Here is a 22,936-nt window from a genome sequence, read left to right on the forward strand (position 1 = left end):
GACCGGAGGCGGGCCCTCGTCGTGCAGACGGTCCAGGCTTAGCTGAACGAGTCGCCGCAGGCGCAGGAACCCGTGGCGTTGGGGTTGTCGATCGTGAAGCCCTGCTTCTCGATGGTGTCGACGAAGTCGATCGAGGCGCCGTGCAGGTACGGGGAGCTCATCCGGTCCGTGACGACCTTCACGCCGTCGAAGTCCTTCACGACGTCACCGTCGAGGGAGCGCTCGTCGAAGAAGAGCTGGTAGCGCAGGCCGGAGCAGCCACCGGGCTGGACGGCGACGCGGAGCGCCAGGTCCTCGCGGCCTTCCTGCTCCAGCAGGGTCCTGACCTTTTCGGCGGCGGCGTCGGACAGGAGGATGCCGTCGCTCACGGTGGTCTTGTCGTCCTGTACGGACATCTGCATTCACTCCCGAAGTGGGCGGCTCCCCGCCGGAGCGGGGAAACGTCGGACTCTTGCCGTCGGTGGCAACGAGCGGGACCGCGGATTCATTCCGGGACCCGACGCTTGTTTCAGATATTCCATGCTCGCACACCGCATGCGGGGGTGGACCCGACTCATCGGGGGCTGATGCGTCACATTGACGCTATCGGCATCGTCAAACTGACGTGAAGCAGTTATGATAGATAACGTCAAGTAGACGAGAAGTCGAAGCGATGATCCAGAAGTCCCTAGTCGCAGAACAGAAAGGGTGCGTGTCGTGACCACCGCCCAGCCTTTGGACGTCCAGCCGACGCCCCTTGCCCTGCTGCTGCTCGGCCGCGAGGCCGACCCCAAGAGCGAGCGCGGGGTGGAGTGTCCCGGCGACCTGCCCTCGCCGTCGGACCCGAACCTCGTGGAGCGCGCCCGGGCGGCCAAGGAGAAGCTCGGGGACAAGGTGTTCATCCTCGGCCACCACTACCAGCGCGACGAGGTCATCGAGTTCGCGGACGTCACCGGCGACTCCTTCAAGCTGGCCAAGGACGCGGCGGCCAAGCCGGAGGCCGAGTACATCGTCTTCTGCGGCGTGCACTTCATGGCCGAGTCGGCGGACATCCTGACCTCGGACGACCAGAAGGTGGTCCTGCCGGACCTGGCCGCCGGCTGCTCGATGGCCGACATGGCCACCGCCGAGCAGGTGGCGGAGTGCTGGGACGTGCTGACCGAGGCCGGCGTCGCCGGCGCCACGGTGCCCGTCTCGTACATGAACTCCTCCGCCGACATCAAGGCCTTCACCGGCAAGCACGGCGGCACGATCTGCACGTCGTCCAACGCGAAGAAGGCCCTGGAGTGGGCCTTCGAGCAGGGCGAGAAGGTGCTCTTCCTCCCGGACCAGCACCTGGGCCGCAACACCGCCGTCCGCGACATGGGCATGTCCCTGGACGACTGCGTCCTCTACAACCCGCACAAGCCGAACGGCGGCCTGACCGCCGAGCAGCTGCGGAACGCCAAGATGATCCTGTGGCGCGGGCACTGCTCGGTCCACGGCCGGTTCTCGGTCGACTCGGTCAACGACGTGCGCGCCCGCATCCCCGGCGTGAACGTGCTGGTCCACCCCGAGTGCAAGCACGAGGTCGTGGCGGCCGCGGACTACGTCGGCTCGACGGAGTACATCATCAAGGCGCTGGAGGCGGCCCCGGCCGGCTCCAAGTGGGCCATCGGCACCGAGCTGAACCTGGTCCGCCGCCTGGCGAACCGATTCGCCGCCGAGGACAAGGAAGTCGTCTTCCTCGACAAGACGGTCTGCTTCTGCTCGACCATGAACCGCATCGACCTCCCGCACCTCGTGTGGACGCTGGAGTCCCTGGCCGAGGGCACCCTCGTCAACCAGATCCAGGTCGACAAGGAGACGGAGAGCTTCGCGAAGCTCGCACTGGAGCGGATGCTGGCGCTGCCGTAGCCGTGGCCGTGGCCGATCGGGCCTGAACGCCGAAGGGACGCCTCCATGGGGGCGTCCCTTCGGCGTTCCACCGGGCGGTGGACGGGGAGGCCCCCCGTCCGCCGCCCGGCCGGGGGTCAGACCTTGACCTCGTCCTCGGACCCGTCCTGCGAGGGGACCACCGTCAGACGGGCCTCGCGCTTCGCGGAGCGCTTCGCGCGGCGGCGTTCCTTGCGGAGCTCCACCATCGCGTAGAGGGTCGGCACCAGCAGCAGCGTCAGCAGGGTCGAGCTGACCAGGCCGCCGATCACCACGACGGCGAGCGGCTGCGAGATGAAGCCGCCCTCGCCGGTGACGCCCAGCGCCATCGGGAGCAGCGCGAAGATCGTCGCCAGGGCCGTCATCAGGATCGGCCGCAGGCGGTGCCGGCCGCCCTCGACGACCGCTTCGACGACACCCAGGCCCTGGGCGCGGTACTGGTTGACCAGGTCGATCAGGACGATCGCGTTGGTCACGACGATGCCGATGAGCATCAGCATGCCGATCATCGCGGGGACGCCCATCGGGGTGCCCGTGACGATGAGCAGGCCGAGTGCGCCGGTCGCCGCGAACGGGATGGAGACCAGCAGGATCAGCGGCTGGATCAGCGAGCGGAACGTCGCGACCAGCAGCATGAAGACGATCGCGATGGCCGCGAGCATGGCCAGACCGAGGGAGCCGAACGCCTCGTCCTGGTCCTCGGAGACGCCGCCGATGGAGGCCGTGGCGCCCTCCGGCAGGTCCAGGGCCTTGAGCTTCGTCTGGAGCTCGGCGCTGACCGCGCCCGTGTTGTCGCCCTGCGGCCGTGCGGTGACGGTCGCCGCGCGGGCGCCGTCGATCCGGGTCATCGCGACCGGGCCGGGGACCTCCTTGACCTCGGCGATGTCGCCGAGCTTGAGCGGACCGACCGGCAGCGCCTGCAGTTCGGCCAGGGTGGTGGCCGGCTGCGCGGACTTGATGACGATGTCCCGCTCGGTGTCGTCCAGTACGGCCTTGCCCGCAGGGTTGCCCCGTACGGCCTGGGCGACGATCGCGCCGAGCGCGGCCTGGTTCAGGCCCGCCTCCGCGGCCTTGGGGGTGGCGGTCACCGAGATGCGGGGCACGGACTGGGACAGGTCGCTCTGCACGTCGGTGACGTTGTCCAGCTCGGCCACCTCGGCGCGGACCTGCTCGGCGGCCTTGGCGAGGACCTCCCCGTCACCGGCCTTGACGACCACGCTGAGGTTCTGGCTGCCGAAGGCGTCGCCCGTCGAGATCCGGGTCTCGCCGATGCCGTCGAGCGCGGCCAGCTCGTCCTCGATCCTCTTCTTCACGGCGTCGCCGTCGCCCGCGTCCTTCAAGGACACCTGGAACGAGGCCTGGTTGGAGCCCGTGCCGCCGCCGAAGGCCGCGAGGAAGCCGGAGGAACCGACGGTGACCTGGTAGCTCTTGACGCCGTCGACCGAGCCCAGCACCTTCTCGATCTTGCGGCTGGCCTCGTCGGAGGCGGCCAGCGAGGTGCCGGGGGCGAGCTCCTGCTTGACCGTCAGGACGTCCTGCTCGCCCGGGTCGAAGAAGTTGGTCTTCAGCAGCGGGGTCATCCCGAGGGTGCCGACGAGCACGACCACCGCGATGGCCACACTGGTCAGACGGCGCCGGGTGGCGAAGCCGAGCACACGGACGTAGAAGCGCTGCAGGCGGCTGCGCGCCTCCTTCTCCTCCGCCTCGCGACGGGCCTTCGCCGCGCTCTCGGCGTCCCCGGGCTCAACGCCCTTGGGCGCGCTCAGGAACCAGTACGAGAGCACCGGTACGACCGTCAGCGAGACGAGCAGCGAGGCCAGGAGAGCCGCGGTGACGGTGAGCGAGAACGAGCCGAAGAGCTCGCCGATCATGCCGCCGACGAGGCCGATCGGCAGGAAGACGGCGACGGTGGTGAGGGTGGAGGAGGTGACCGCGCCGGCGACCTCCTTGACCGCGGTGATGATGGCGGCCTCGCGCTCCTCGCCGTAGCCGAGGTGACGCTTGATGTTCTCCAGGACCACGATCGAGTCGTCGACCACACGGCCGATGGCGATGGTGAGCGCGCCCAGGGTCAGCATGTTGAGCGACAGGTCGCGGGTCCACAGCACGATCAGCGCGAGGACGACGGACAGCGGGATGGAGACCGCGGTGACCAGCGTCGAGCGCAGCGAGGCCAGGAAGACCAGGATCACGATCACCGCGAAGAGCAGGCCGAGCAGGCCCTCGGTGGTGAGGCTGGAGATGGACTTGGCGACGGCCGGGCCCTGGTCGCTGACGACGGTCAGGTCGGCGCCGGCGCCGAGCGTGGAACGCAGCTCGGGCAGCTTGTCCTTGACGGCGTCGGAGATGGCGACGGCGCTGCCGTCCTTGTCCATGGTGAGGACGAGGGCGAGGCTGGGCTTGCCGTTGGTGCGGGTGATGGAGACGGCCTTGGCCGCCTCCTGCTTCACGACGGCGACGTCGCCGAGGCGCACCGGGTTCTTGCCGGGGCCCGGGCTCAGGCGCAGGTCCTCCACCTGTGCGAGGGAGGTGAAGCCCGCGCCCACGCGCACGGTCCGGTTCTTGCCCGCCTCGTCGAAGGAGCCGGCGGGGACGGTCGCGCCGCCCGCCTGGAGGCCCTGGGCGAGGGCGGCGCCGTCGAGGCCGGCGGCCGCGAGCTTGGCGCCGTCGGGGGTGACGGTGACCTGGAGGTCCTGGACGCCGTCGACGCTGACCTGGCCGACGCCCTCGATGTCCGACAGGACGGGGACGACGGAACGTTCCAGCTGGTCGGCCAGCGCCTGCTGGTCCTTGTCGGAGGTCACGGCCAGGATGACGGTCGGGATGTCGTCGGTGGAACCGGCCACCACCTGCGGGTCCACCTCGGCGGGCAGCCGGACGCGGGCCCGGTTGACGGCCTGCTGGACGTCGGCGACGAGCTGCTTGGTGCCGCTGTCGCCGTAGTCGAAGGTGGCCATGATGAGGGCGTTGCCCTCGCTGGCGGTGGAGGTGATGCCGGTGATGCCGTCGACGCCCTTGAGCATGGCCTCGATCGGTTCGACGACCTGCTTCTCCACCACGTCGGGCGAGGCGCCCTGGTACGGCGCGAGCACGGACACCATCGGCAGTTCGATGGAGGGCAGCAGCTGCTGCTTGAGCTGCGGAATGGCTATGGCGCCGAAGAGGAGCGCGACGATCGACACGAGGCCGACCAACGCCCGTTGGGCAAGGCTGAAGCGGGACAGCCACGACATGGTTATGAGATCTCTCTGCTGTGACGAACGCAAGGGCACTCCCACCCTGTCTCATGTCCCGGGGGCGTTTCGTCGCTCGCAGGTCCCGTCCTTATGTGCGGCATACCGCGTCCGTAGTACGCCGCCCTACTCCGCCCCTACTCCGCGCGCGGGCGGACAAGTCCCGATTCGTAGGCGATGACCACCAATTGGGCCCGGTCGCGCGCGCCGAGCTTGGCCATGGCCCGGTTCACGTGGGTCTTGACGGTGAGCGGGCTGACCTCCAGGCGCCCGGCGATCCCGTCGTTGGACAGCCCGGCGGCGACGTGTACGAGGACCTCGCGCTCCCGGACGGTCAGCGCGGCGAGCCGCTGCGCGTGCAGGCCGGCCGAAGCTCCGGCGGCGGCCGGGTCGGCGCCGCCGCCCTGGGCGAGGAAGGTGGCGATGAGTCCCTTGGTGGCGGCCGGGGACAGCAGCGCCTCACCGGCGGCGGCGACGCGGATGGCGTTGAGCAGCTCCTCGGGCTCGGCCCCCTTGCCGAGGAAGCCGGAGGCGCCGGCCCGCAGGGCCGAGACCACGTACTCGTCGACCTCGAAGGTCGTCAGCATCACCACGCGCACGGCGGCGAGTTCCGGGTCGGCGCTGATCATGCGGGTGGCGGCGAGCCCGTCCGTACCGGGCATCCGGATGTCCATGAGCACGACGTCGGCGCGCGTCTGGCGGGCCAGGGCGAAGGCCTGCGCCCCGTCCGAGGCCTCCCCGACGACCTCCATGTCCGGCTCGGAGTCGACGAGCACCTTGAAGGCGCTGCGCAGCAGTGCCTGGTCGTCGGCGAGCAGCACCCGGATCGGCGGGGCGGAGGGCGGGTCCGTCGTCGTGTCGTCCACGGGGTGAGCGTACGCGGACCCGCCGGACGGGCCGGTCCCGGGACGCGTCTTTCAGGGTGTGGCAGGCCGGGAGACGCGGCTTAGGCCGTCTCTTTCGGATCTTGCCGGGCCCGCCAGATCCGAAAGAGACGGCCTAGCCCAGGGCGAGGACGACCAGGGCGGTGGTCGCCGAGACCTCGGCCAGGGCGCCGAAGACGTCGCCGGTGACCCCGTCGAAGCGGCGTACGCAGCGGCGGAGCAGCAGTTCGGCGGCGAGCAGGCCGGCCAGGACCGCCGCCGCCTGCCGGACCGCGGCCGGGAGGCCCAGCGGGAGGGCGGCGGCCGCCGCCGCGGCGACGGTGAGTACGGCGACGACGACGGCCACGGCGCGCGGAACCACCCCGGCGACGGCGGCGCCGAGCCCTTCCGGGCGGGCCGGCGGGACGCCTGCGCGGGAGGCCAGGGTCATGGCGAGGCGCGCCGTCACGGCGGCGACCACAGCGGCGAGGGCGCCCCGGACCCAGCCGTCGGCGTACACCTCGGAGAGGGCTGCGACCTGAACCAGCATCACGATCAGCAGGGCCACGACACCGAAGGGGCCGATGTCGGACTGCTTCATGATGCGCAGCGCCGCGTCGGCCGGTTTGGCGCTGCCGAGGCCGTCGGCGGTGTCTGCGAGTCCGTCCAGGTGCAGTCCCCTGGTCAGCGCGGCCGGTACGGCGACGGTGACGGCCGCGGCGAGCAGCGGGCCCCCGCCGAGCAGCAGCAGGAGCACCCCGGGAACGGCCGCGAGCAGGCCCACGACCAGTCCGGCGAGCGGGGCGCAGGCCATTCCCGTGCGGGCGGCGGGGCGGTCCCAGCGGGTGATGCGGGCGGGCAGCACGGTGAGCGTGCCGAAGGCGAAGCGGACGCCGTCGAGGAACGGGGCGCGTTCCGCGGGCGGCGTCAGGGGCGGGCCGTCGAACGAATCTGTCATCGGCGGGAACGCTACCTGCTCGGGGCGAGCGGTAAATTACCCATTACATGCCAAACAGGGAGTCAATGGGATGGGTCACTGGTGGTATCGGAACATCATGGAACCGGGGAAACTGCCTCTGCTGCTCGCCCTGCTGTCGTTCGTGATGTCGTTCCTTGTCACCCGTGTGATCACCCGGATGATCCGGGCCGGCCGGGGGCCGTTCAAGAACGTCACCCCGGGCGGTCTGCACATCCACCACGTGGTGCCGGGCGTGATCCTCGTGATCATCGGCGGGTTCGGCGCGATCGGCAGCGCCCGGCACAGCTTCGGCGCGGGGCTCTCGGCCGTGATCTTCGGGCTGGGCGCGGGCCTGGTCCTGGACGAGTTCGCGCTGATCCTGCACCTCGACGACGTCTACTGGAGCGAGCAGGGCCGCAAGAGCGTGGAGCTCGTGGTCGTGACGGCCGCGGTGGTGGCGCTGGTCCTGGGCGGATTCGTGCCCTTCGGGGTGAACGACCTGACCCCCGAGGAGCGCCAGAGCCGCGGACTGGTCGTCATGAACGCGGCCGGCAACTTCTGCCTCGCCCTGATCGCCCTGTGGAAGGGCAAGGCGCGCACCGCCATCTTCGGCGTGATCATCCCCTTCGTGGCGCTGATCGGTGCGATCCGGCTGGCCCGGCCCGGGTCCCCGTACGCGAAGAGGTTCTACGCGAACCGTCCGCGCGCCCGCGCCAGGGCCGGACTGCGCGCGTTCCACCACGACCGGCGCTGGGCGGGGCCGCGCCGCAGGTTCGAGAACTTCATCGGCGGGACCCCCGACCCGGAACGCACCGCCTCCCTGGAGAAGCCGCCCGGGCCCTGAGGAACAGGCCCTGAAGACAGGCCCTGAGGAACGACGGCGGGCCCTCCCCCGTGGAGGGGGAGGGCCCGCCTGATGTCGGTGGTCCGGGCTCGGAATCAGCCCGGGATCAGTCCGTCGTCGCGGAGCATCGCCCTGACCTCGTCGAGGCTCGCGTCGGATGCGGGCAGGATCAGCTCGGACGGCTCCAGTGAGTCGTCGGGCAGCGGTTTGCCGAGCCGCCGTACGGCTTCGAGCAGCGCGCCCAGCGTGCGCCGGAAGCCCTCCGCGTCACCGCTCTCCATCTCCGTGAGCAGTTCGTCGTCCAGTGTGTTGAGCTCGGCGAAGTGGCTGTCCGCCAGCTCCACCTGACCTTCCCCCATGATGCGGACAATCATGACGGGCCCCGTCCTACTGCTTGTCGAACCGGTGCTGGGTCTGCGGCTGCTGGGCGTTGCCCTGGCCACCGCCCTCGATGGCCTGCTGCTGCGCGGAGGGGCCGCCCGCCAGCTCGGCCTTCATGCGCTGCAGCTCCAGTTCCACGTCCGTACCGCCCGACAGGCGGTCGAGCTCGGCCTGGATGTCGTCCTTGGAGCCGAGGCCGCTCCGGTCGTCGAGCGCGCCGGAGGCCAGCAGCTCGTCGATGGCGCCGGCGCGCGCCTGCAGCTGGGCGGTCTTGTCCTCGGCCCGCTGGATGGCCAGGCCGACGTCGCTCATCTCCTCGGAGATGCCGGAGAAGGACTCCGCGATCCGGGTCTGCGCCTGGGCCGCGGTGTAGGTGGCCTTGATGGTCTCCTTCTTCGTGCGGAAGGCGTCCACCTTCGCCTGCAGCCGCTGAGCGGCGAGGGTCAGTTTCTCCTCCTCGCCCTGCAGGGTCTGGTGCTGCACCTCCAGGTCGCTGACCTGCTGCTGGAGCGAGGCGCGACGGGACAGGGCCTCGCGGGCCAGGTCCTCGCGGCCCAGGGCGAGGGCCTTGCGGCCCTGGTCCTCCAGCTTGGCGGACTGTCCCTGCAGCTGGTTCAGCTGCAGCTCCAGGCGCTTGCGCGAGGTCGCGACGTCGGCGACTCCGCGGCGCACCTTCTGCAGCAGCTCGAGCTGCTTCTGGTACGAGTAGTCGAGGGTCTCGCGCGGGTCCTCGGCCCGGTCAAGGGCCTTGTTCGCCTTCGCGCGGAAGATCATCCCCATACGCTTCATGACACCGCTCATGGGCTTCGCGCGCCCCCTTCTAGACGGACTGTGTTCCAGGTCACCGACAGGACCCACAGTACGGGCCCTCTCTCCATTACCGCACTGTTCGAGTACGGATGCGCTCCTCCTCCAGGACGACTACCCCCGCGCCGTGTCAGGCGTAAGGAGTAGGTGGTCCCAGGAGGCCGGGCCCACCGCACGCACCGTGCAAGGGGAAGACGCACGCCGTTGCCGGATCGTTCCCCACCGGGGTGGGGCCCGTGCCCGCAACCACGTAGGCTTGGGTTTTGTGTTTGGTAGCCGCTCCTCCAAGGAAGAGAAGGCCGCCGCCACCGACAAGGTGAGCGCCGACCTCTCGCAGCCCCGTGATCCGCAGGCCCCGAAGGGCCGCCCTACGCCGAAGCGTGCTGTGGCCCAGTCGCAGCGCAAATCCGTGGTGGCCTCGACCGGCAACCGCAAGGAGGATGCCAAGCGCGCCCGTGAGCGTCGCCGTGCAGAGATGGCCAAGCAGCGCGAGGCGCTGGCCAGTGGCGACGAGCGTTACCTGCCCACCCGTGACAAGGGCCCCGTCCGCAGGTACGTCCGCGACTTCGTGGACTCCCGCTTCTCGGTCGCCGAGATGTTCCTGCCCCTGGCCGTGGTCATCCTGGTGCTCAGCATGGTCCGCCAGCCGGCGATCCAGAACATCGCGCTGCTGCTGTGGCTCGGCGTGATCGCCCTGATCCTCCTCGACTCCGTCGGCCTGGTGTTCCGCCTGCGCAAGGCGCTGAACGAGCGCTTCCCGAACGAGCCCCGCCGCGGCGCCGTCGCGTACGGCCTCATGCGCACCCTCCAGATGCGCCGCCTTCGCCTGCCGAAGCCGCAGGTCAAGCGCGGGGAACGGCCCTGAGCCGAGCAACGCCCGGCACGTCGGGGGAGGGCTTCGCCGAAGGAGCCCGGCTCTGGCTCGAAGGCCTGGGCGGACTGCGAAACGCCGTCCGGCAGGAACTGGTGGGCCGGCAGGTCGACGAGCAGATCGCGCACCGCTTCCCGGTCGGGCAGCGGCTGCGCGTCCTCGACGTCGGCATGGGCCAGGGCACCCAGGCGCTGAGGCTGGCCCGCGCCGGCCACAAGGTGACGGGTCTGGAACAGGACCCCGGCATGCTGGCCGTCGCCCATGAGGCACTGGCCGCGGAGCCGGCCGGGATCCGCGACCGGGTCCGCTTCATGGAGGGCGACGGCCGTGAGACCGGAGCCCACTTCCTGCCGGGCAGCTTCGACGTGGTGCTGTGCCACGGGGTGCTGATGTATGTGCCCGAGCCGGACGCCATGCTCGCCGGGCTGGCCCGGATGCTGGCCCCGGGCGGGCTGCTGTCCCTGCTCGTGCGCAACGGCGACGCGCTCGCGATGCGGCCCGGACTCGACGGCGACTGGAAGGGCGCGCTGGCTGCCTTCGACCGCGTCGACTACACGAACCGGCTGGGTCTGGACGTGCGCGCCGACCGGCTGGCCGGGCTGACGGCCACGCTGTCGGGGATCGGTGCGCCGCTGCAGTCCTGGTACGGCGTCCGCGTCTTCACGGACGGAACCGAGGCCGGCGAGGTCCTGCCGCCCGACGAGGAGCTGGAGCGGCTGCTGGCCGCCGAGGACCGGGCCGGACGGACCGATCCGTACCGGGGTGTCGCCGCGCTGCTGCACCTGTGCGGAGTCCGGGGCTGACGCTGTGCCCCGCTCCACGTGGTTCTGCGGAGGCCTTCGCCTCACACTCCCCCGGACATTCCCGAATCCCCCGGTACTCCCGCTCGCCGGCGAGGCTGGCATCGCCCTGCGGCGACCCAGCCCCCCGGCAGAGATCAGGCGTCCGTTCAGGCGTCCAATGCCGCCCGCAGGCTCATCGTGTACAGCTCTGTGCCGCTGTCGTCGGACAGTTTCACCTGCTCGGTGCCGCCTTCCAGCAGGTCCTTCCAGTACTCACCGATCCAGGACTCTGCGTCCCCCTGCGTGGTGAACTCCTCGGGTACCACCGACGGGCTCGTCTCGGTGCCGTCGGCCGTCTCGAACCGCCACGTCCACGCCATGTCCGCCTCCGTTGCTCGTCCGCTGCTCGCACGCTTCTCACCTTGAGTCTGCCCGCAGAGTAACCGGGCGCGCAGCAGTCTCGGCGACGCGGGAGGATCATCCTGTGGAACTCACTCTGCTCGGCACCGGCACACCCGAGGGCCTGCCCCGCCCCGGCTGCCCCTGTGCGGCCTGCGCGCTCTCCGTCGGCACCCGGTCGCGCGCCGCCACGGCCCTCCTCGTCGACGGGGCGCTGCTGCTCGACCTGACCCCCGGGGCGGTGCTGGCCGGAGCCCGGGCCGGGCATTCCCTGACCGGTGTGCGCCAGGTCCTGCTGACCCACCCGCACGACGGGCCCGCGGTGGAACTGCCGCCGGGGCTGCCGTCCGCGGGGCGGGTCCCCGACGGACGGGAACTCGCGGTCATCTCCGGACACCGGGTGCGGGCGGTGCCGATGGACGCGCCGGGCACCGGCTACGAGGTGACCGGCCCGGACGGCGTCCGGATGCTGTACCTGCCCCCGGGCGGGGCGCCGGCCGGGGCCGACCGCCGGGCCGGGCACCGCCCGTACGACATGGTGCTGGCCGATGTGCTGGGCCGCCCCGAGGCGCTGGCGCGGCTGCGGGCGAGCGGCGCCGTCGGCCCGGCGACCGATGTGATCGCCGTCCACCTGGACCACGACATCACGCCCGGCCGGGAGCTCGCCCGCCGGTGTGCGGCCGCTGGTGCGCGGGCGGTGCCGGACGGGACCACGCTGGTCGTCGGGGAGTACCACCCGGTGCCGGACCTGCCGCGCCGCACCCTGGTGCTCGGCGGGGCCCGCTCGGGCAAGTCCGTGGAGGCGGAACGTCGGCTGGAAGCCTTCCCCGAGGTGATCTACGTGGCCACCGGCGGCACCCGCGACGGGGACGCGGAATGGGCGCAGCGGGTCGGCCTGCACCGGGAGCGCCGGCCGGGGAGCTGGCGAACGGTGGAGACGTGTGACCTGGTCCCGCTGCTGGCCGACGACGGGCCGCCGCTGCTGATCGACTGCCTGGCCCTGTGGCTGACGGACGCCATGGACCGGGCCGGGGCCTGGGACGACTCCGTCTGGGCCAAGGGCGGTCGCCAGCAGCTCGGCGAGCGGACCGCCGAACTGGTGGCGGCCCTGCGTGCGACCCGCCGTCCCCTGGTGCTGGTCAGCAACGAGGTGGGCTCGGGCGTCGTCCCGGCGACCGCTTCCGGCCGCCGCTTCCGCGACGAGCTGGGCCGGCTGAACGCGAAGGTCGCCGGCGAATGCGAGCACGTGCTCCTCGTCGTCGCGGGGCAGGCGATCGTACTCAAGGAATAGGCGGGGTGATCCCGTGGAGCGGTCGAGCGGTACCGGGGAGCGGGTCGGTCTCACCGCCTTCGTCTGCTGCTGTCTGTCGGGCGGCGGCAACGCGGTCGGGGTCAGGTTCAGCAATCGCGAGCTGGATCCGCTGTGGGGTGCCGCGGTGCGGTTCGGCGCCGCCGCGGTGGTGCTGCTGGCCGTCATGGCGCTGATGCGGCTGGCGCTGCCCCGCGGCCGGGCGCTTGCCGGGGCGGTGTTGTACGGGGTGCTCAACTTCGGGGTGACCTTCGCGCTGGCCTACTACGCGCTGGTCCGCGTCCACGCCGGTCTGGGACAGACGGTGCTGGCCCTGGTCCCGCTGGTGGCGCTGCTGCTGGCGGTGGCGCAGCGGCAGGAACGCTTCCGGACGTCCGCCCTGGCGGGCACGCTCGTCGCGGCCGCCGGGGTCGCCCTCGCCTCGCGGGCGCCGCTGCAGGCCGATGTGCCCCTGCTGTCGCTGCTTGCGGTCCTGGGCGCCGCCGTGTCCCTGGCCGAGGCGGCTGTTCTCGTGCACCGCCTGCCGCCCGTCCACCCGGTGACGATGAACGCGGTGGGAATGACGGCCGCGGCGGCGCTGCTGTGCGCGGGCTCGTTCGCCGCGGGTGACACCTGGCGGCTGCCGCGGCTGGCGGCGACCTGGTGGGCGCTGGCGTACATGGTCCTGGTGGGCTCGGTGCTGACCTTCGTCCTCTACCTGGTGGTGGTGCGACGGTGGGGCGCGTCGCGGGCGTCCTACCTCTTCGTCGTCATCCCGGTGATCACGATCCTGCTGTCGGCGTGGCTCGACGACGAGGAGCTGACGGCCGGCCTGCTGCTGGGCGCTCCGCTCGTCCTGTCGGGCGTCCATCTCGGCGCTCTGAGACCCGGCCGGAAGCCGCCGTCCAAGGCCTGAGGGAGGGCCTCACCGGCTGTACTCTCTGGCAGATGAGCACGCTGAATCTCGACGACTTCTCCGATCTGATCGAGCGCCCCGACGGGGGCGTCCGGCGTGATGCCGAGGAACGCCGTGAGCGCCTCGCCGTGCCGCCCGGCGCGCTGGGCCGGCTCGATGAACTCGGCGAGTGGCTCGCCGCCGCGCAGGGGCGGGTTCCGGTCAAGCCGATCGAGCGCCCGCGCGTGGTGCTGTTCGCAGCCGACCACGGGATCGCCTCCCTGGGCGTCTCCGCCCGGGCCGCCTCCACCGGGCACGAGCTGGTGCGGGCCGTTCTCGACGGGGCCAGCCCCGTCGCCGTCCTGGCCGGCCGGTTCGGCGCCACCATACGCATCGTCGACGCGGGGCTCGACTGCGATCCCAAGCTGCTCCCCGAGGACGTGACCGGCCACCGGGTGCGGCGCGGCAGCGGCCGGATCGACGTGGAGGACGCGCTGACGGCCGAGGAGGCCGAGGCTGCGCTGCGGCTCGGGATGCGGATCGCCGACGAGGAGGCCGACTCCGGGACGGACCTGGTCGTGCTCGGCGATCTCAGCGTCGGCGGGACCACCGTCGCCGCGACCCTCGTCGCCGCCCTGTGCGGCACCGACGCCTCGGTGGTCACCGGCCGCGGTGGAGTGCCCGTCGACGACCTGACCTGGATGCGCAAGTGCGCGGCGATCCGCGACGCCCTGCGCCGGGCCCGCCCGGTGCTGGGCGACCAGGTCGCGCTGCTCGCCGCGGTCGGTGGCGCGGACGTGGCCGCCATCACCGGTTTCCTGCTCCAGTGCGCGGTACGCCGTACGCCGGTCATCCTCGACGGCGTCGTCTCGGCCGCCTGCGGCCTGGTCGCCCAGCGCGCCGCGTTCCGGGCACCGGACTGGTGGCTGGCCGGTCAGGCGAGCGGTGAACCGGGACAGGCCAAGGCACTTGACCGAATGGCGCTCAACCCTGTGCTCGACCACGGCGTCACAGTAGGTGAAGGTACCGGGGCATTGCTGGCTCTCCCCCTCGTCCAGGCGGCCGCCGCACTCGCGGCGGAACTCCCTGAGCGGGCGGCGGCGGAGCCGACGGAATGAGCCGCCGGGGCCCGCGGTCCTGACCAGGCTGTGGTCCCCGACTCGCCCGATCACGGACGGCGGCGCCCCATATGATCGCTTTTTATGGGAGAGGTCCGCTTGACCAGCGCACAGACCGACCGCACCGCCGTACCGGCGACCGGTCCGTCATCCGGCAGGAAAGAAACCGGCGGCGATACCGCCGGCAGGGCGGCGGGGGGCGGCCGGGAGAACGGCCGGGGGAGCACCCGCTCACGGCGCAGCGCCGCGTTCGCGGTCTGGTACCTGCGCGCCGTCACCTTCATCAACTTCCTCAGCGCGGTGTGGGTTTCGCTCGGGCAGGACCTGCGGCGCCACAACATCGAGGACTTCTACACCCCGTACATGCTCACCGCGGGCTTCGCCTCCGGACTCTTCACCCTGCTGCTCGCCGTCACCCTCGGCCGCCGCAAGCGCGCCTCCTGGATCCTCAACCTCGTCCTCAGCGGCATGCTGGCGCTGCTGCTCGCCTACGCGCTCCTCGCGTACGAGGAGATCCGCGAGCATCCGCAGAACTGGGTCTCCCTGGCCCTGACCGCGGCCTTCACCGGCGCCCTGCTGCTGGGGCGCCGCGAGTTCTACGCCAGGGGCGACCGCTCCAACCCGGCGCTCGCCACCGCCGTCGCCGCCGTCGGCCTGCTGGTCACCTCGCTGGTCGCGGCCCTGCTCGTCGGCGCCTCCAACACCGCTGCGCTCAGCGCCGAGTCCTCCTTCCCGGCGCGCTGGAAGTACGGCGTGATGCGGCTGATCACCCTGGCTCCCGACGACCGGGCCTACGCGGCGATCGCCACCCCCGGCTGGGTGGACGTCGTCATCAACGTCATGTCGATGCTGCTGCTGCTCGCCGTGCTGTTCGCCGCCTTCCGCTCGCGCCGCGCCGTCGATCCGATCAGCGAGGAGGACGAGGAGCGGCTGCGGGCGCTGCTGGCCCGGCAGGGCGACCGGGACTCGCTCGGCTACTTCGCGCTGCGCCGCGAGAAGTCCGTCATCTGGTCCCCCACCGGCAAGGCGGCCGTCACCTACCGCGTCGTCGGCGGGGTCTCGCTGGCCTCCGGCGACCCGATCGGCGACCCCGAGGCCTGGCCCGGTGCCATCGACCCGTGGCTGGCCGAGGCCCGCGAGCACGGCTGGGTGCCGGCCGTGATGGGGGCCAGCGAGGAAGCCGGCCAGATCTACGCCCGGCACGGCCTGGACGCGCTGGAGCTCGGTGACGAGGCGATCGTCGAGACCGCCGAGTTCACCCTGGAGGGCCGCGCCATGCGGACGGTCCGCCAGGCGTTCAACCGCGTCAAGCGGGCCGGGTACACGGTCCGCATCCGCCGCCACGCCGACATCCCGGCCGAGGAGATGGCGGAGCTGGTGCGCCGTGCCGACGACTGGCGCGACGGCGCGACCGAGCGCGGCTTCTCGATGGCGCTGGGCCGGCTGGGTGATCCCGCCGACGGCCAGTGCGTGATGCTGGAGTGCACCGACGGCAACGGTGATCTGCGGGCCCTGCTGTCCTTCGTGCCGTGGGGTCCCAAGGGTCTGTCGCTGGACCTGATGCGCCGTGACCGGGACTCCGAGAACGGCCTGATGGAGTTCATGGTCATCGAACTCCTGGAACGCTCCAAGGAGATCGGGGTCACCCAGGTCTCGCTGAACTTCGCGATGTTCCGGTCCGTCTTCGAGCGCGGCTCCAGGCTCGGCGCGGGTCCGGTGCTGCGGATGTGGCGCTCGCTGCTGAGCTTCTTCTCCCGCTGGTGGCAGATCGAGTCCCTCTACCGGGCCAACGCCAAATACCGGCCGATCTGGGAACCGCGGTTCATGCTCTTCGAGAAGAGTTCGGACCTGCTGCGGATCGGTGTCGCGGCCGGCCGGGCCGAAGGCTTCCTGGAGGCACCCGGCCTTCCGAAGTGGCTGCACCGCAGACACCTGGAGACCCGCCGTTGACAGCGCGGAACGCCTCCTCACTCCGGCGGTTCGCCCGCCGTGAGTGGGGGCCCATCTTCTGGACCGTCCGTGACGCGCTCGTCCGCGACAAGGGGCGGGCGATCCCGATGACCATCGGCGCGGTCTGTCTCACCTCGCTCTTCCAGATCGTGCAGAACACCCCCTGGGGCTTCCAGACGGTCCAGAACCTCGGATCGGTCAAAGCCGCCGACCCGCTCTGGGCGGCCCTGCTGCGCACCCCCCTGTCGCTGTTCGTCCCGGCCCTGGACCTGCCGGTGTGGGGGGCGCTCGCCCAGATCCTGGTCGTCTTCGGGATCGCGGAGATCTGCATCGGCCGGCGGCGCACCCTCGTGATCGGCTACGTCGCCACCCTCGCCGGGACCACGTACGCGCGCATCGGGCTGGCCCTGGGCCCTGACCATCCACTCGGCCTGCCGGTGTCCGACCGGATCGTCAACGACACCGGGCCCTCGGCGGCGGTCGTGGGGCTCGCCATCTACGTCTGCTGGCGCTACCGGGCGTACCTGACGGGCGCCCTGGTGATCCTGGTGATGATCGGCGAGGTGCTGGTCAAGAACAACCTCGCGGGCAAGGAGCACCTGGCGGCCATCGCCGCGGTGATGGCGGTGTGCGTGGTCCGCGCGCGGTGGGGTGCGGCGCAGGCACGCGTCCCGCTGGGGCAGCGCCCTCCGCCGTAGGCGGGGCGGGAGAGGCCGTACCGTATCGGGGTGACGACAGACCTCGGGCCCTTCGCCCCCACCCGGCAGTGGATGCGGGCCCATCCGCTCGCCACCGACGCCGTGCTGGCGTTCGGGGCGTTCGTCGCCATGGTCGTCGGCTCCTTCGCCGACCCCCACGGGCCGCACGGGCCCACCTTCGGGACGCGCACCCCCGAGCCGTTCTCGCTGCTGCTGATGCTCCTCGGCGCGGCCGCCCTGGTGTTCCGGCGCCGGCAGCCGCGCGCCGTGCTCGCCGTCACCTGCGGGCTCTCGCTGCTGGAGCTGACCACCGGGGAACCGCGGGCTCCCGTCGCCATGTGCACGGTGATCGCCCTGTACACGGTGGCCGCCCGCACCGACCGGCCCACGACCTGGCGGATCGGCGTGCTCACGATGGCGGGGCTGACGGGCGTGGCCATGCTCGCCGGGCCGCTGCCGTGGTACGCGCAGGAGAACCTCGGGATCTTCGCCTGGACCGGGATGGCCGCGGCCGCCGGCGACGCCGTGCGCAGCCGGCGGGCCTTCGTCGACGCCATCCGGGAGCGGGCCGAGCGCGCCGAGCGGACCCGCGAGGAGGAGGCGCGGCGGCGGGTCGCCGAGGAGCGGCTGCGGATCGCCCGGGACCTCCACGACGTGGTGGCCCACCACATCGCCCTGGTCAACGTGCAGGCGGGAGTGGCCGCGCACGTCATGGACAAGCGCCCGGACCAGGCGAAGGAGGCCCTGGCCCACGTACGGGACGCCAGCCGGTCGGCGCTGAACGAGCTGCGGGCCACGGTCGGGCTGCTGCGGCAGTCCGGTGACCCCGAGGCGCCGACCGAGCCCGCGCCGGGGCTGAGCGTGCTGGACGAACTGGTGGACACCTTCCGGCACGCCGGGCTGCCGGTGGAGGTGATCGTCCAGCTGGAGTGCGAGGCGGGGGCGTTGCCGGCCGCCGTTGACCTGGCGGCGTACCGGGTGATCCAGGAGGCGCTGACCAACGTACGCAAGCACGCGGGCCCGGGGGCCCGGGCCGAGGTCAGCGTGGTCCGGGTCGGGCCGTCGGTGGAGGTGACCGTGCTGGACGACGGCGGCGGCGCGGAGCCTCCCGACGCGGAGCCCGGCGGCGGCCACGGGCTGCTCGGCATGCGCGAACGCACCGGGGCCCTGGGCGGCTCCTGCTTCGCAGGGCCGCGGTACGGGGGCGGCTACCGGGTCCACGCGATCCTGCCGGTGTCGTAGCCGCAGCCCCCGCATTCCGCAGCGCGAAGCCTCTCGGGCTCCGCCCGATCCAGCCTCGCCAAGGCTGAGACGGCGCGGCTAGCCGCAGGTGCGGCGCCACGGGCCCAGTTCGTATTTCTTCTGCAAGGAGCTCAGTTTCAGCTCGCGCGCGCGGGCGCAGAAGCGGGCCGTCGACAGTTCGTACTCCACGTGGAAGACGGCCTTGCCCGCCGCGATGAAGGGCGTCAGCCGCTCGCATTCGTCGTACTGCGCGCACTGCTCGTTCACCGCGAAGTCGAAGTCGCCGACGAGCTGCGGGATCTGGTCGAGGTCGTTCTTCAGGCCGACCGACAGGCCCCGGTCGTGGGCGAGCTTCGCGATCAGCCGGTTGTAGCGCAGCTGGTCGTCGGCGGTGAGCGGGAAGCCGGAGGTGTTGCGGTAGGCGTCCATGTTGTCCGGCTCCACCGCGTCGAAGCCCTTGTCCCGGCACATGTCGAACCGCTTGGCCATCAGCGGTTCCAGCTCGGTCAGGCGCCGGATGTCCAGCCAGCGCTCGCCCTCCCAGCCGTTGCCCTTGCCGAGCAGGTTCTTCGGGAACGCGTCGGCGTCCGGCCGGAAGTCCTCCCAGGCGCCGGTGGAGACGTAGCAGATGGTCTTGCGCCCGGCCTTCTTCAGCTCGGCGACCTGCTCCCTGGTGGTGGTGAAGCCGTCGACGTCGTACACGGGCGCCTTCACCGAGGTGTCGAGCCTGCCGGTGAGCTGCCACTGCCAGCCGACCCCGGGCGGGGGCTGCCAGCGCTCCCCCGGCGCCTGGTCGGGCCACGGGTAGGTGCCGTCCCCCTCGTCGTCCTGCGGCGTCGCCGTACAGGCGGCGGCGAGCAGCAGGAACGGTACGGCCAGCAGCAGCCGCAGGCGTCGCGGCCTTCTCATCCCGCCGCCTCCAGGGCGTACGGGAGGGTCCCCCACGGGTGTGCGCCGCTCCCCGGTACCGCGCAGTGCACGCCCGCGCCCCGTTCGGCCGCCAGCTCCTCGGCGAGCCGGGCGGCGAGCGCGCCCGGCGGGACGGCGTACACGAGGTGGCAGAAGCGCTGGGCGGGATGGTCCGCGGTCCAGGGCGGCGGTACGGCGGCCGCGTCCCGGTAGACGTCCCAGGGGCCCTCGAAGGTGACGAGCAGGTCGGCGAGTTCGGCGTAGCCGGGATGCGGGTGGACCCCGTGGTTGAGGACGAGGGTGCGGGCGCCCGCGGCCCGGGCGGCGACCGCGAGCCGCCCGTAGTGCGGGAGCAGTTCCGGGTCGGCGGAGGCCTGGTCGAGGAAGGCCCCGTCGGTGGCGTACCAGTCGCGGTGGCGCAGCAGGTCCTGCACCACCGCGGCGTGCGGGCGCCTCCCGTAGTCGGTGTCGGCGTACCCGAGCACGGGCACCCCGGCCTCGCGCAGCCGCTCGGCGACGAGGGCGAACCGCTCGTCGGGGGCGGCGCCCGGCCCGCTGTCGGGGTTGAGCACCACCGAGTGCAGCCGGCCCGCGGCGCGGATGAGCCGTTCCCAGGCCTCGGGGCGTTCGGCGGGGTGCTCGTAGAGGGGCACCAGCAGCATGGGGTCCTTCTCCTCGTACGTGTCGTACATCATCGGTGGGCGGTCGCACGGCCGAGGAGCAGGCAGACCAGGGCGGCCAGGGCGGCGGCGGCCGTGCCCGCCACCACCAGCTGGACCTCCCGGGGGTGGCCCAGTCCGGTCAGCAGGGCCAGGCTCTGGGCGACGGCGGCGCAGGCGCAGACCACGGCTGCGGGACGGACCGCCCCGAAGGACTGCAGGAGCAGCCCCGTCCACATCACGGCCCCGAGCAGCAGCAGGGTGGCGATCCGGACGCCGGTGAGGTCGGGGGCGTCCGGCCAGAGCATGGTCCCGGTCACGCCGAGGGCCAGCAGGACCGCCAGGTAGACGGCGAGGCACCGGGCCAGCGTGACGAGCATCCGGCGCCTGAAGGCCCGGGGCGAACGGGCGCCCTGGAGCCCGGAGAGGCTGCCGCTGCGGAACCGGTGGAGCAGCCATTCGGCAGGACCCATGCTGAGGGTGAGGGCCACCGCCGAGGGGGCGGCGACCGCCTCGGCGGGGCCGCCGGCGAGCACCTCCCCGAGGGCCGCGTAGAGCACGAGCAGGCCGGTGCCGAGGCCGAAGACCCCGTAGGGCACCGAGTCCCCGAGCCGGGGTCCGCGGAAGGCGAATTCCTCCTCGGCGCCGCGCAGCATCTGCCAGCGCACGGGGCCCTTGCCGGGCCTGCGTACCGCCCAGCCGCGGATCCGCAGCACGGCGGCCCGCATCCCGTCGGCCAGCGGCAGTTCCCGTACGGCCAGGGTGCAGGCGGCCAGCAGGGACACCACCAGCAGGGTCACCCGGATCCGCACGGGCAGGTCCACGAAGAGCACGAGCAGCGCCCCGGCGGCCATCGGGGCGAGTGCGGCGAGCAGCACCCGCTCCCGGCCGAGGACCAGCAGGACGGTGGCGGCCCCCACGTAGAGGGCCTGTCCGGCGGCGAACGCGTAGGAGAACGGCGGCCCGCCGGGCACGGCCATCGCGGCCGCGGTGCCCAGCAGGGATCCGGCGGGGGCGCCGACGAGCAGGGTCCGCCCGGCGGCGGGCCGGTCGCCGAGGCCGAGCCACGAGTAGGCCCGGTGGGACAGGGTCTGGTCCCAGACCCAGCCGATGAGCGCCCCGGCGAGCAGGGTCAGCGTCCCGGCCGGCAGGCCGAGGCGGTCGGGCGGGCCGTCGAGGAGCGGCGCGCCGAGGAGGTAGGCCAGGCCGGGCAGGGCGAAGATCACCCCGCGCAGCAGGCAGGCGGTGAGCGAGACCTTCCAGGGGTCGGGGGCGGCGCCCGGCTCCGGGTAGGAGCGGGGCACGCGGGCGTAGAGCTCCTCGGCGAGTCCGAAGGAGTCGTGGCGGCCGTAGGTGAGGCGGATGTACTCGTCCGTCATCCCGTCGGATTCGAGGATGGCGGCGATCTCGTCGGGGTGGACGGCGGCGGCGATGAACACGTCGAGGCGGCCGGCGAGTTCGTCCATCGGGTCGGCGGCGGGGCCGGGGTCGCCGGGGCCCATGCGGCGCGGCCGGGGGATGGCCGGGAGCGTGTCGGCGGCGGCGCCGGGCGGCTTGAGCCAGAGGGATCCGCTCACCACAGGCTCCCGTCGGCCGCGAGTTCGCGGTACCAGGGGTCGGCGAGCCGCTGGGTCCACTGATCGCCCGCGTGGACGGGCAGGACGGGCTGGCCTGCGAGTTCCCGGTAGATGTGCCGGAAGCCGTCGACGGACTGGTGCAGGGTGAACTTCTCCACCACCCGCCTGCGGGACATCCGGCCCAGTTCGGCGCGGCGCCGGTCGTCGCGGAGCAGGGCGAGGGTGGCGCGGGCCATGGTCTCGGGCTCGCGCGGCGGGACGACCAGCCCGGTGTCCCCGACGGCCTCGCGGACTCCGCCGACGTCGGTGGAGACGGTGGTGCGGCCACAGGACATGGCCTCGATGATGCTGAACGGGAAGCCCTCGCTGATGCTGGACAGCATCACGACGGAGCCGGCCGCGTAGGCCTGGGCCACCTGCTCGATGCGGCCCTCGTAGGTGATCCCGTCGCTCACGCCGAGTTCGGCGGCGAGCTTCTCCAGCCGGAGCCGGTACTCCTCGCAGCCGGCCGGGACGGGGCCGAAGAGGCGCAGCCGCAGGGCGGGCAGCTCCTCGCGCATGAAGGCGTAGGCCCGGATGAGGGTTTCGAGGTCCTTGATCGGGTCGATGCGGCCGCACCAGCTGAGGGTGGGCACTTCCGGTTCGGGGCCGGCCTCGGGGAAGGCGTGCGGGTCGACGCCGTTGTAGACGGTGCGGATGCGCTCGGAGTCGGCGCCTCCGCGCTCCTCCCAGCGGCGGTTGTACTGGTTGCACGGTGTGATCAGGTCGGCCTGGCGGTAGCCCTCGGTGTTGAGCTCGCGGTAGAAGCCGAGCATGAGCGCCTTGACGGGCCAGCGCTGGCCGGTGCTGCGGTAGCCGAGGTAACGCTCGCGCAGGTAGATGCCGTGCTCGGTGAGCAGGAAGGGCACCCCGTCGAGGTACTTGGCGGCGAGGGCGGGGAGGGTGGCGAGGCCGCTGCTGACGGCGTGCGCGACGCTGTCGGGCGGAATCCGCACGCCGAGCGGGCGCAGGGCGTGTTCCAGCAGGTCGGTGGCGGTGAGCGCGTCGTGGACGGTGGGCGCGGCCTCGGCGGTGGTGAGGCCGGGGCGGGTCCATACGGTCACCAGCAGACGCAGAACCGATTCGGAGCGCAGGGCGGGGGAGAGTTTTCCGGCCCGGGCCAGGACGGCCAGTTCGCGAAGGGCCGCGGAGAAGGTGCGGCGGGCGGGATCGCCCGCGGGGTCGAGCAGGGAGAGCAGGAAGCTCTCGTAGACCTCGGTGAAACGGCGGTGGGCCTTGCCGCGCAGGGCCGGGCGGCGGCCGTGACGGCCCTTTGACGGGGGTGGACCCCAGAGCGGGAAGGCGGTGTGCCGATAGACGTTGCGCGGCAGTTCCCAGGTGACCGGCTCTCGTCCGGAGCCGGTGAGGGCTATGACGTTGAAGTCGACCTCCGGCATACCGCGTACCAGTTGGTCGCACCAGGTGCTGACGCCCCCGTGAACGTGCGGATAGGTGCCTTCGGTGAGCATGGTGACGTGACGCCCATGGCTCATACGGTGTGTCCCCCCAGGACGGAAAAGGGGCCGGCGC

At 72.2% G+C, this 22,936-nt stretch carries 21 protein-coding genes; 10 read left to right on the forward strand and 11 right to left on the reverse strand.

Translation table 11 applies throughout. From position 1 onward, the window contains the following. Positions 1 to 38: 38 nt before the first annotated feature. Positions 39 to 395: an iron-sulfur cluster insertion protein ErpA gene (gene erpA / locus ACWGIF_RS27600; RefSeq protein ID WP_008738845.1), complete on the reverse strand. Its 357-nt coding sequence runs from the start codon at positions 393 to 395 to the stop codon at positions 39 to 41. Between the two features lie 292 nt (positions 396 to 687). Between erpA and nadA the strand changes: the two genes are divergently transcribed. Beyond that, on the forward strand, positions 688 to 1,875 hold the full coding sequence (nadA, locus tag ACWGIF_RS27605) for a quinolinate synthase NadA (RefSeq protein ID WP_453501464.1): 1,188 nt from the start codon (positions 688 to 690) through the stop codon (positions 1,873 to 1,875). 116 nt (positions 1,876 to 1,991) lie between these two features. Here the strand turns inward: nadA and ACWGIF_RS27610 are convergent, their stop codons facing one another. The 3 genes from ACWGIF_RS27610 to cobS all read right to left on the reverse strand — a co-directional run bounded on the left by ACWGIF_RS27610 (position 1,992) and on the right by cobS (position 6,947). After that, a complete protein-coding gene (locus ACWGIF_RS27610; protein ID WP_453501466.1) occupies positions 1,992 to 5,126 on the reverse strand; it encodes an efflux RND transporter permease subunit in 3,135 nt (1,044 codons plus the stop codon). A 137-nt stretch (positions 5,127 to 5,263) separates the two neighbouring features. Continuing rightward, positions 5,264 to 5,992, reverse strand: coding sequence for a response regulator (locus tag ACWGIF_RS27615; RefSeq protein ID WP_453501468.1), 729 nt, complete (start codon positions 5,990 to 5,992; stop codon positions 5,264 to 5,266). 133 nt (positions 5,993 to 6,125) lie between these two features. Further along, positions 6,126 to 6,947, reverse strand: a complete 822-nt coding sequence (gene cobS / locus ACWGIF_RS27620; RefSeq protein WP_453501470.1) for an adenosylcobinamide-GDP ribazoletransferase — start codon at positions 6,945 to 6,947, stop codon at positions 6,126 to 6,128. Between the two features lie 70 nt (positions 6,948 to 7,017). Between cobS and ACWGIF_RS27625 the strand changes: the two genes are divergently transcribed. After that, positions 7,018 to 7,791 carry a hypothetical protein gene (locus tag ACWGIF_RS27625; protein WP_453501472.1) on the forward strand — a complete coding sequence of 258 codons (774 nt, stop codon included), beginning with the start codon at positions 7,018 to 7,020 and terminating at the stop codon, positions 7,789 to 7,791. Positions 7,792 to 7,886: 95 nt separating this feature from the next. On the opposite strand, the gene pspAA is transcribed toward ACWGIF_RS27625, so the two are convergent. Both pspAA and ACWGIF_RS27635 read right to left on the reverse strand, forming a co-directional pair. Continuing rightward, the gene (pspAA, locus tag ACWGIF_RS27630; RefSeq protein ID WP_453501473.1) at positions 7,887 to 8,165 is read right to left on the reverse strand and encodes a PspA-associated protein PspAA; all 279 of its coding nucleotides are present in this window, start codon (positions 8,163 to 8,165) and stop codon (positions 7,887 to 7,889) included. A 13-nt stretch (positions 8,166 to 8,178) separates the two neighbouring features. Further along, a complete protein-coding gene (locus ACWGIF_RS27635; protein ID WP_453501475.1) occupies positions 8,179 to 8,973 on the reverse strand; it encodes a PspA/IM30 family protein in 795 nt (264 codons plus the stop codon). A 271-nt stretch (positions 8,974 to 9,244) separates the two neighbouring features. Between ACWGIF_RS27635 and ACWGIF_RS27640 the strand changes: the two genes are divergently transcribed. Together ACWGIF_RS27640 and ACWGIF_RS27645 are read left to right on the forward strand one after the other, a co-directional pair. Next, positions 9,245 to 9,844 carry a DUF3043 domain-containing protein gene (locus ACWGIF_RS27640; RefSeq protein ID WP_453501476.1) on the forward strand — a complete coding sequence of 200 codons (600 nt, stop codon included), beginning with the start codon at positions 9,245 to 9,247 and terminating at the stop codon, positions 9,842 to 9,844. Between the two features lie 65 nt (positions 9,845 to 9,909). Beyond that, on the forward strand, positions 9,910 to 10,653 hold the full coding sequence (locus tag ACWGIF_RS27645) for a class I SAM-dependent methyltransferase (RefSeq protein WP_453501510.1): 744 nt from the start codon (positions 9,910 to 9,912) through the stop codon (positions 10,651 to 10,653). A 146-nt stretch (positions 10,654 to 10,799) separates the two neighbouring features. Here the strand turns inward: ACWGIF_RS27645 and ACWGIF_RS27650 are convergent, their stop codons facing one another. Next, the gene (locus tag ACWGIF_RS27650) at positions 10,800 to 11,012 is read right to left on the reverse strand and encodes a hypothetical protein (protein WP_355412687.1); all 213 of its coding nucleotides are present in this window, start codon (positions 11,010 to 11,012) and stop codon (positions 10,800 to 10,802) included. Positions 11,013 to 11,116: 104 nt separating this feature from the next. On the opposite strand from ACWGIF_RS27650, the gene ACWGIF_RS27655 reads away from it, so the two are divergent. From ACWGIF_RS27655 to ACWGIF_RS27680, 6 genes are all read left to right on the forward strand, one after another. After that, entirely contained in the window at positions 11,117 to 12,322 is a 1,206-nt protein-coding gene (locus ACWGIF_RS27655; RefSeq protein ID WP_453501478.1) for a bifunctional adenosylcobinamide kinase/adenosylcobinamide-phosphate guanylyltransferase, read from the forward strand. A gap of 13 nt (positions 12,323 to 12,335) precedes the next feature. Next, entirely contained in the window at positions 12,336 to 13,235 is a 900-nt protein-coding gene (locus ACWGIF_RS27660; RefSeq protein WP_453501480.1) for a DMT family transporter, read from the forward strand. Positions 13,236 to 13,267: 32 nt separating this feature from the next. Beyond that, positions 13,268 to 14,332, forward strand: a complete 1,065-nt coding sequence (gene cobT / locus ACWGIF_RS27665; protein ID WP_453501482.1) for a nicotinate-nucleotide--dimethylbenzimidazole phosphoribosyltransferase — start codon at positions 13,268 to 13,270, stop codon at positions 14,330 to 14,332. An 84-nt stretch (positions 14,333 to 14,416) separates the two neighbouring features. After that, positions 14,417 to 16,282, forward strand: coding sequence for a phosphatidylglycerol lysyltransferase domain-containing protein (locus ACWGIF_RS27670; protein WP_453501484.1), 1,866 nt, complete (start codon positions 14,417 to 14,419; stop codon positions 16,280 to 16,282). Further along, positions 16,279 to 16,980, forward strand: a complete 702-nt coding sequence (locus tag ACWGIF_RS27675) for a hypothetical protein (protein ID WP_453501486.1) — start codon at positions 16,279 to 16,281, stop codon at positions 16,978 to 16,980. Before ACWGIF_RS27670 ends, ACWGIF_RS27675 begins: the two co-directional genes overlap by 4 nt. 72 nt (positions 16,981 to 17,052) lie before the next feature. Next, positions 17,053 to 18,222 (forward strand): sensor histidine kinase, encoded by a 1,170-nt coding sequence (locus ACWGIF_RS27680; RefSeq protein WP_453501512.1) that lies wholly within the window; start codon positions 17,053 to 17,055, stop codon positions 18,220 to 18,222. Positions 18,223 to 18,300: 78 nt separating this feature from the next. Here ACWGIF_RS27680 and ACWGIF_RS27685 read toward each other — a convergent pair whose 3' ends face one another. Genes ACWGIF_RS27685 through pelF form a run of 4 tightly spaced genes read right to left on the reverse strand, consistent with a single transcriptional unit; the run spans position 18,301 to position 22,899 of the window. Further along, a complete protein-coding gene (locus ACWGIF_RS27685) occupies positions 18,301 to 19,131 on the reverse strand; it encodes an endo alpha-1,4 polygalactosaminidase (RefSeq protein WP_453501488.1) in 831 nt (276 codons plus the stop codon). Beyond that, the gene (locus ACWGIF_RS27690; protein ID WP_453501490.1) at positions 19,128 to 19,826 is read right to left on the reverse strand and encodes a spherulation-specific family 4 protein; all 699 of its coding nucleotides are present in this window, start codon (positions 19,824 to 19,826) and stop codon (positions 19,128 to 19,130) included. The genes ACWGIF_RS27685 and ACWGIF_RS27690 overlap by 4 nt, the downstream gene beginning before the upstream one ends. Then, positions 19,823 to 21,367, reverse strand: a complete 1,545-nt coding sequence (locus ACWGIF_RS27695; RefSeq protein WP_453501491.1) for a hypothetical protein — start codon at positions 21,365 to 21,367, stop codon at positions 19,823 to 19,825. Before ACWGIF_RS27695 ends, ACWGIF_RS27690 begins: the two co-directional genes overlap by 4 nt. Continuing rightward, entirely contained in the window at positions 21,364 to 22,899 is a 1,536-nt protein-coding gene (gene pelF, locus ACWGIF_RS27700; protein ID WP_453501493.1) for a GT4 family glycosyltransferase PelF, read from the reverse strand. Before pelF ends, ACWGIF_RS27695 begins: the two co-directional genes overlap by 4 nt. Positions 22,900 to 22,936 lie beyond the last annotated feature (37 nt).

It is taken from the genome of Streptomyces sp. NPDC054849 (assembly GCF_053610945.1).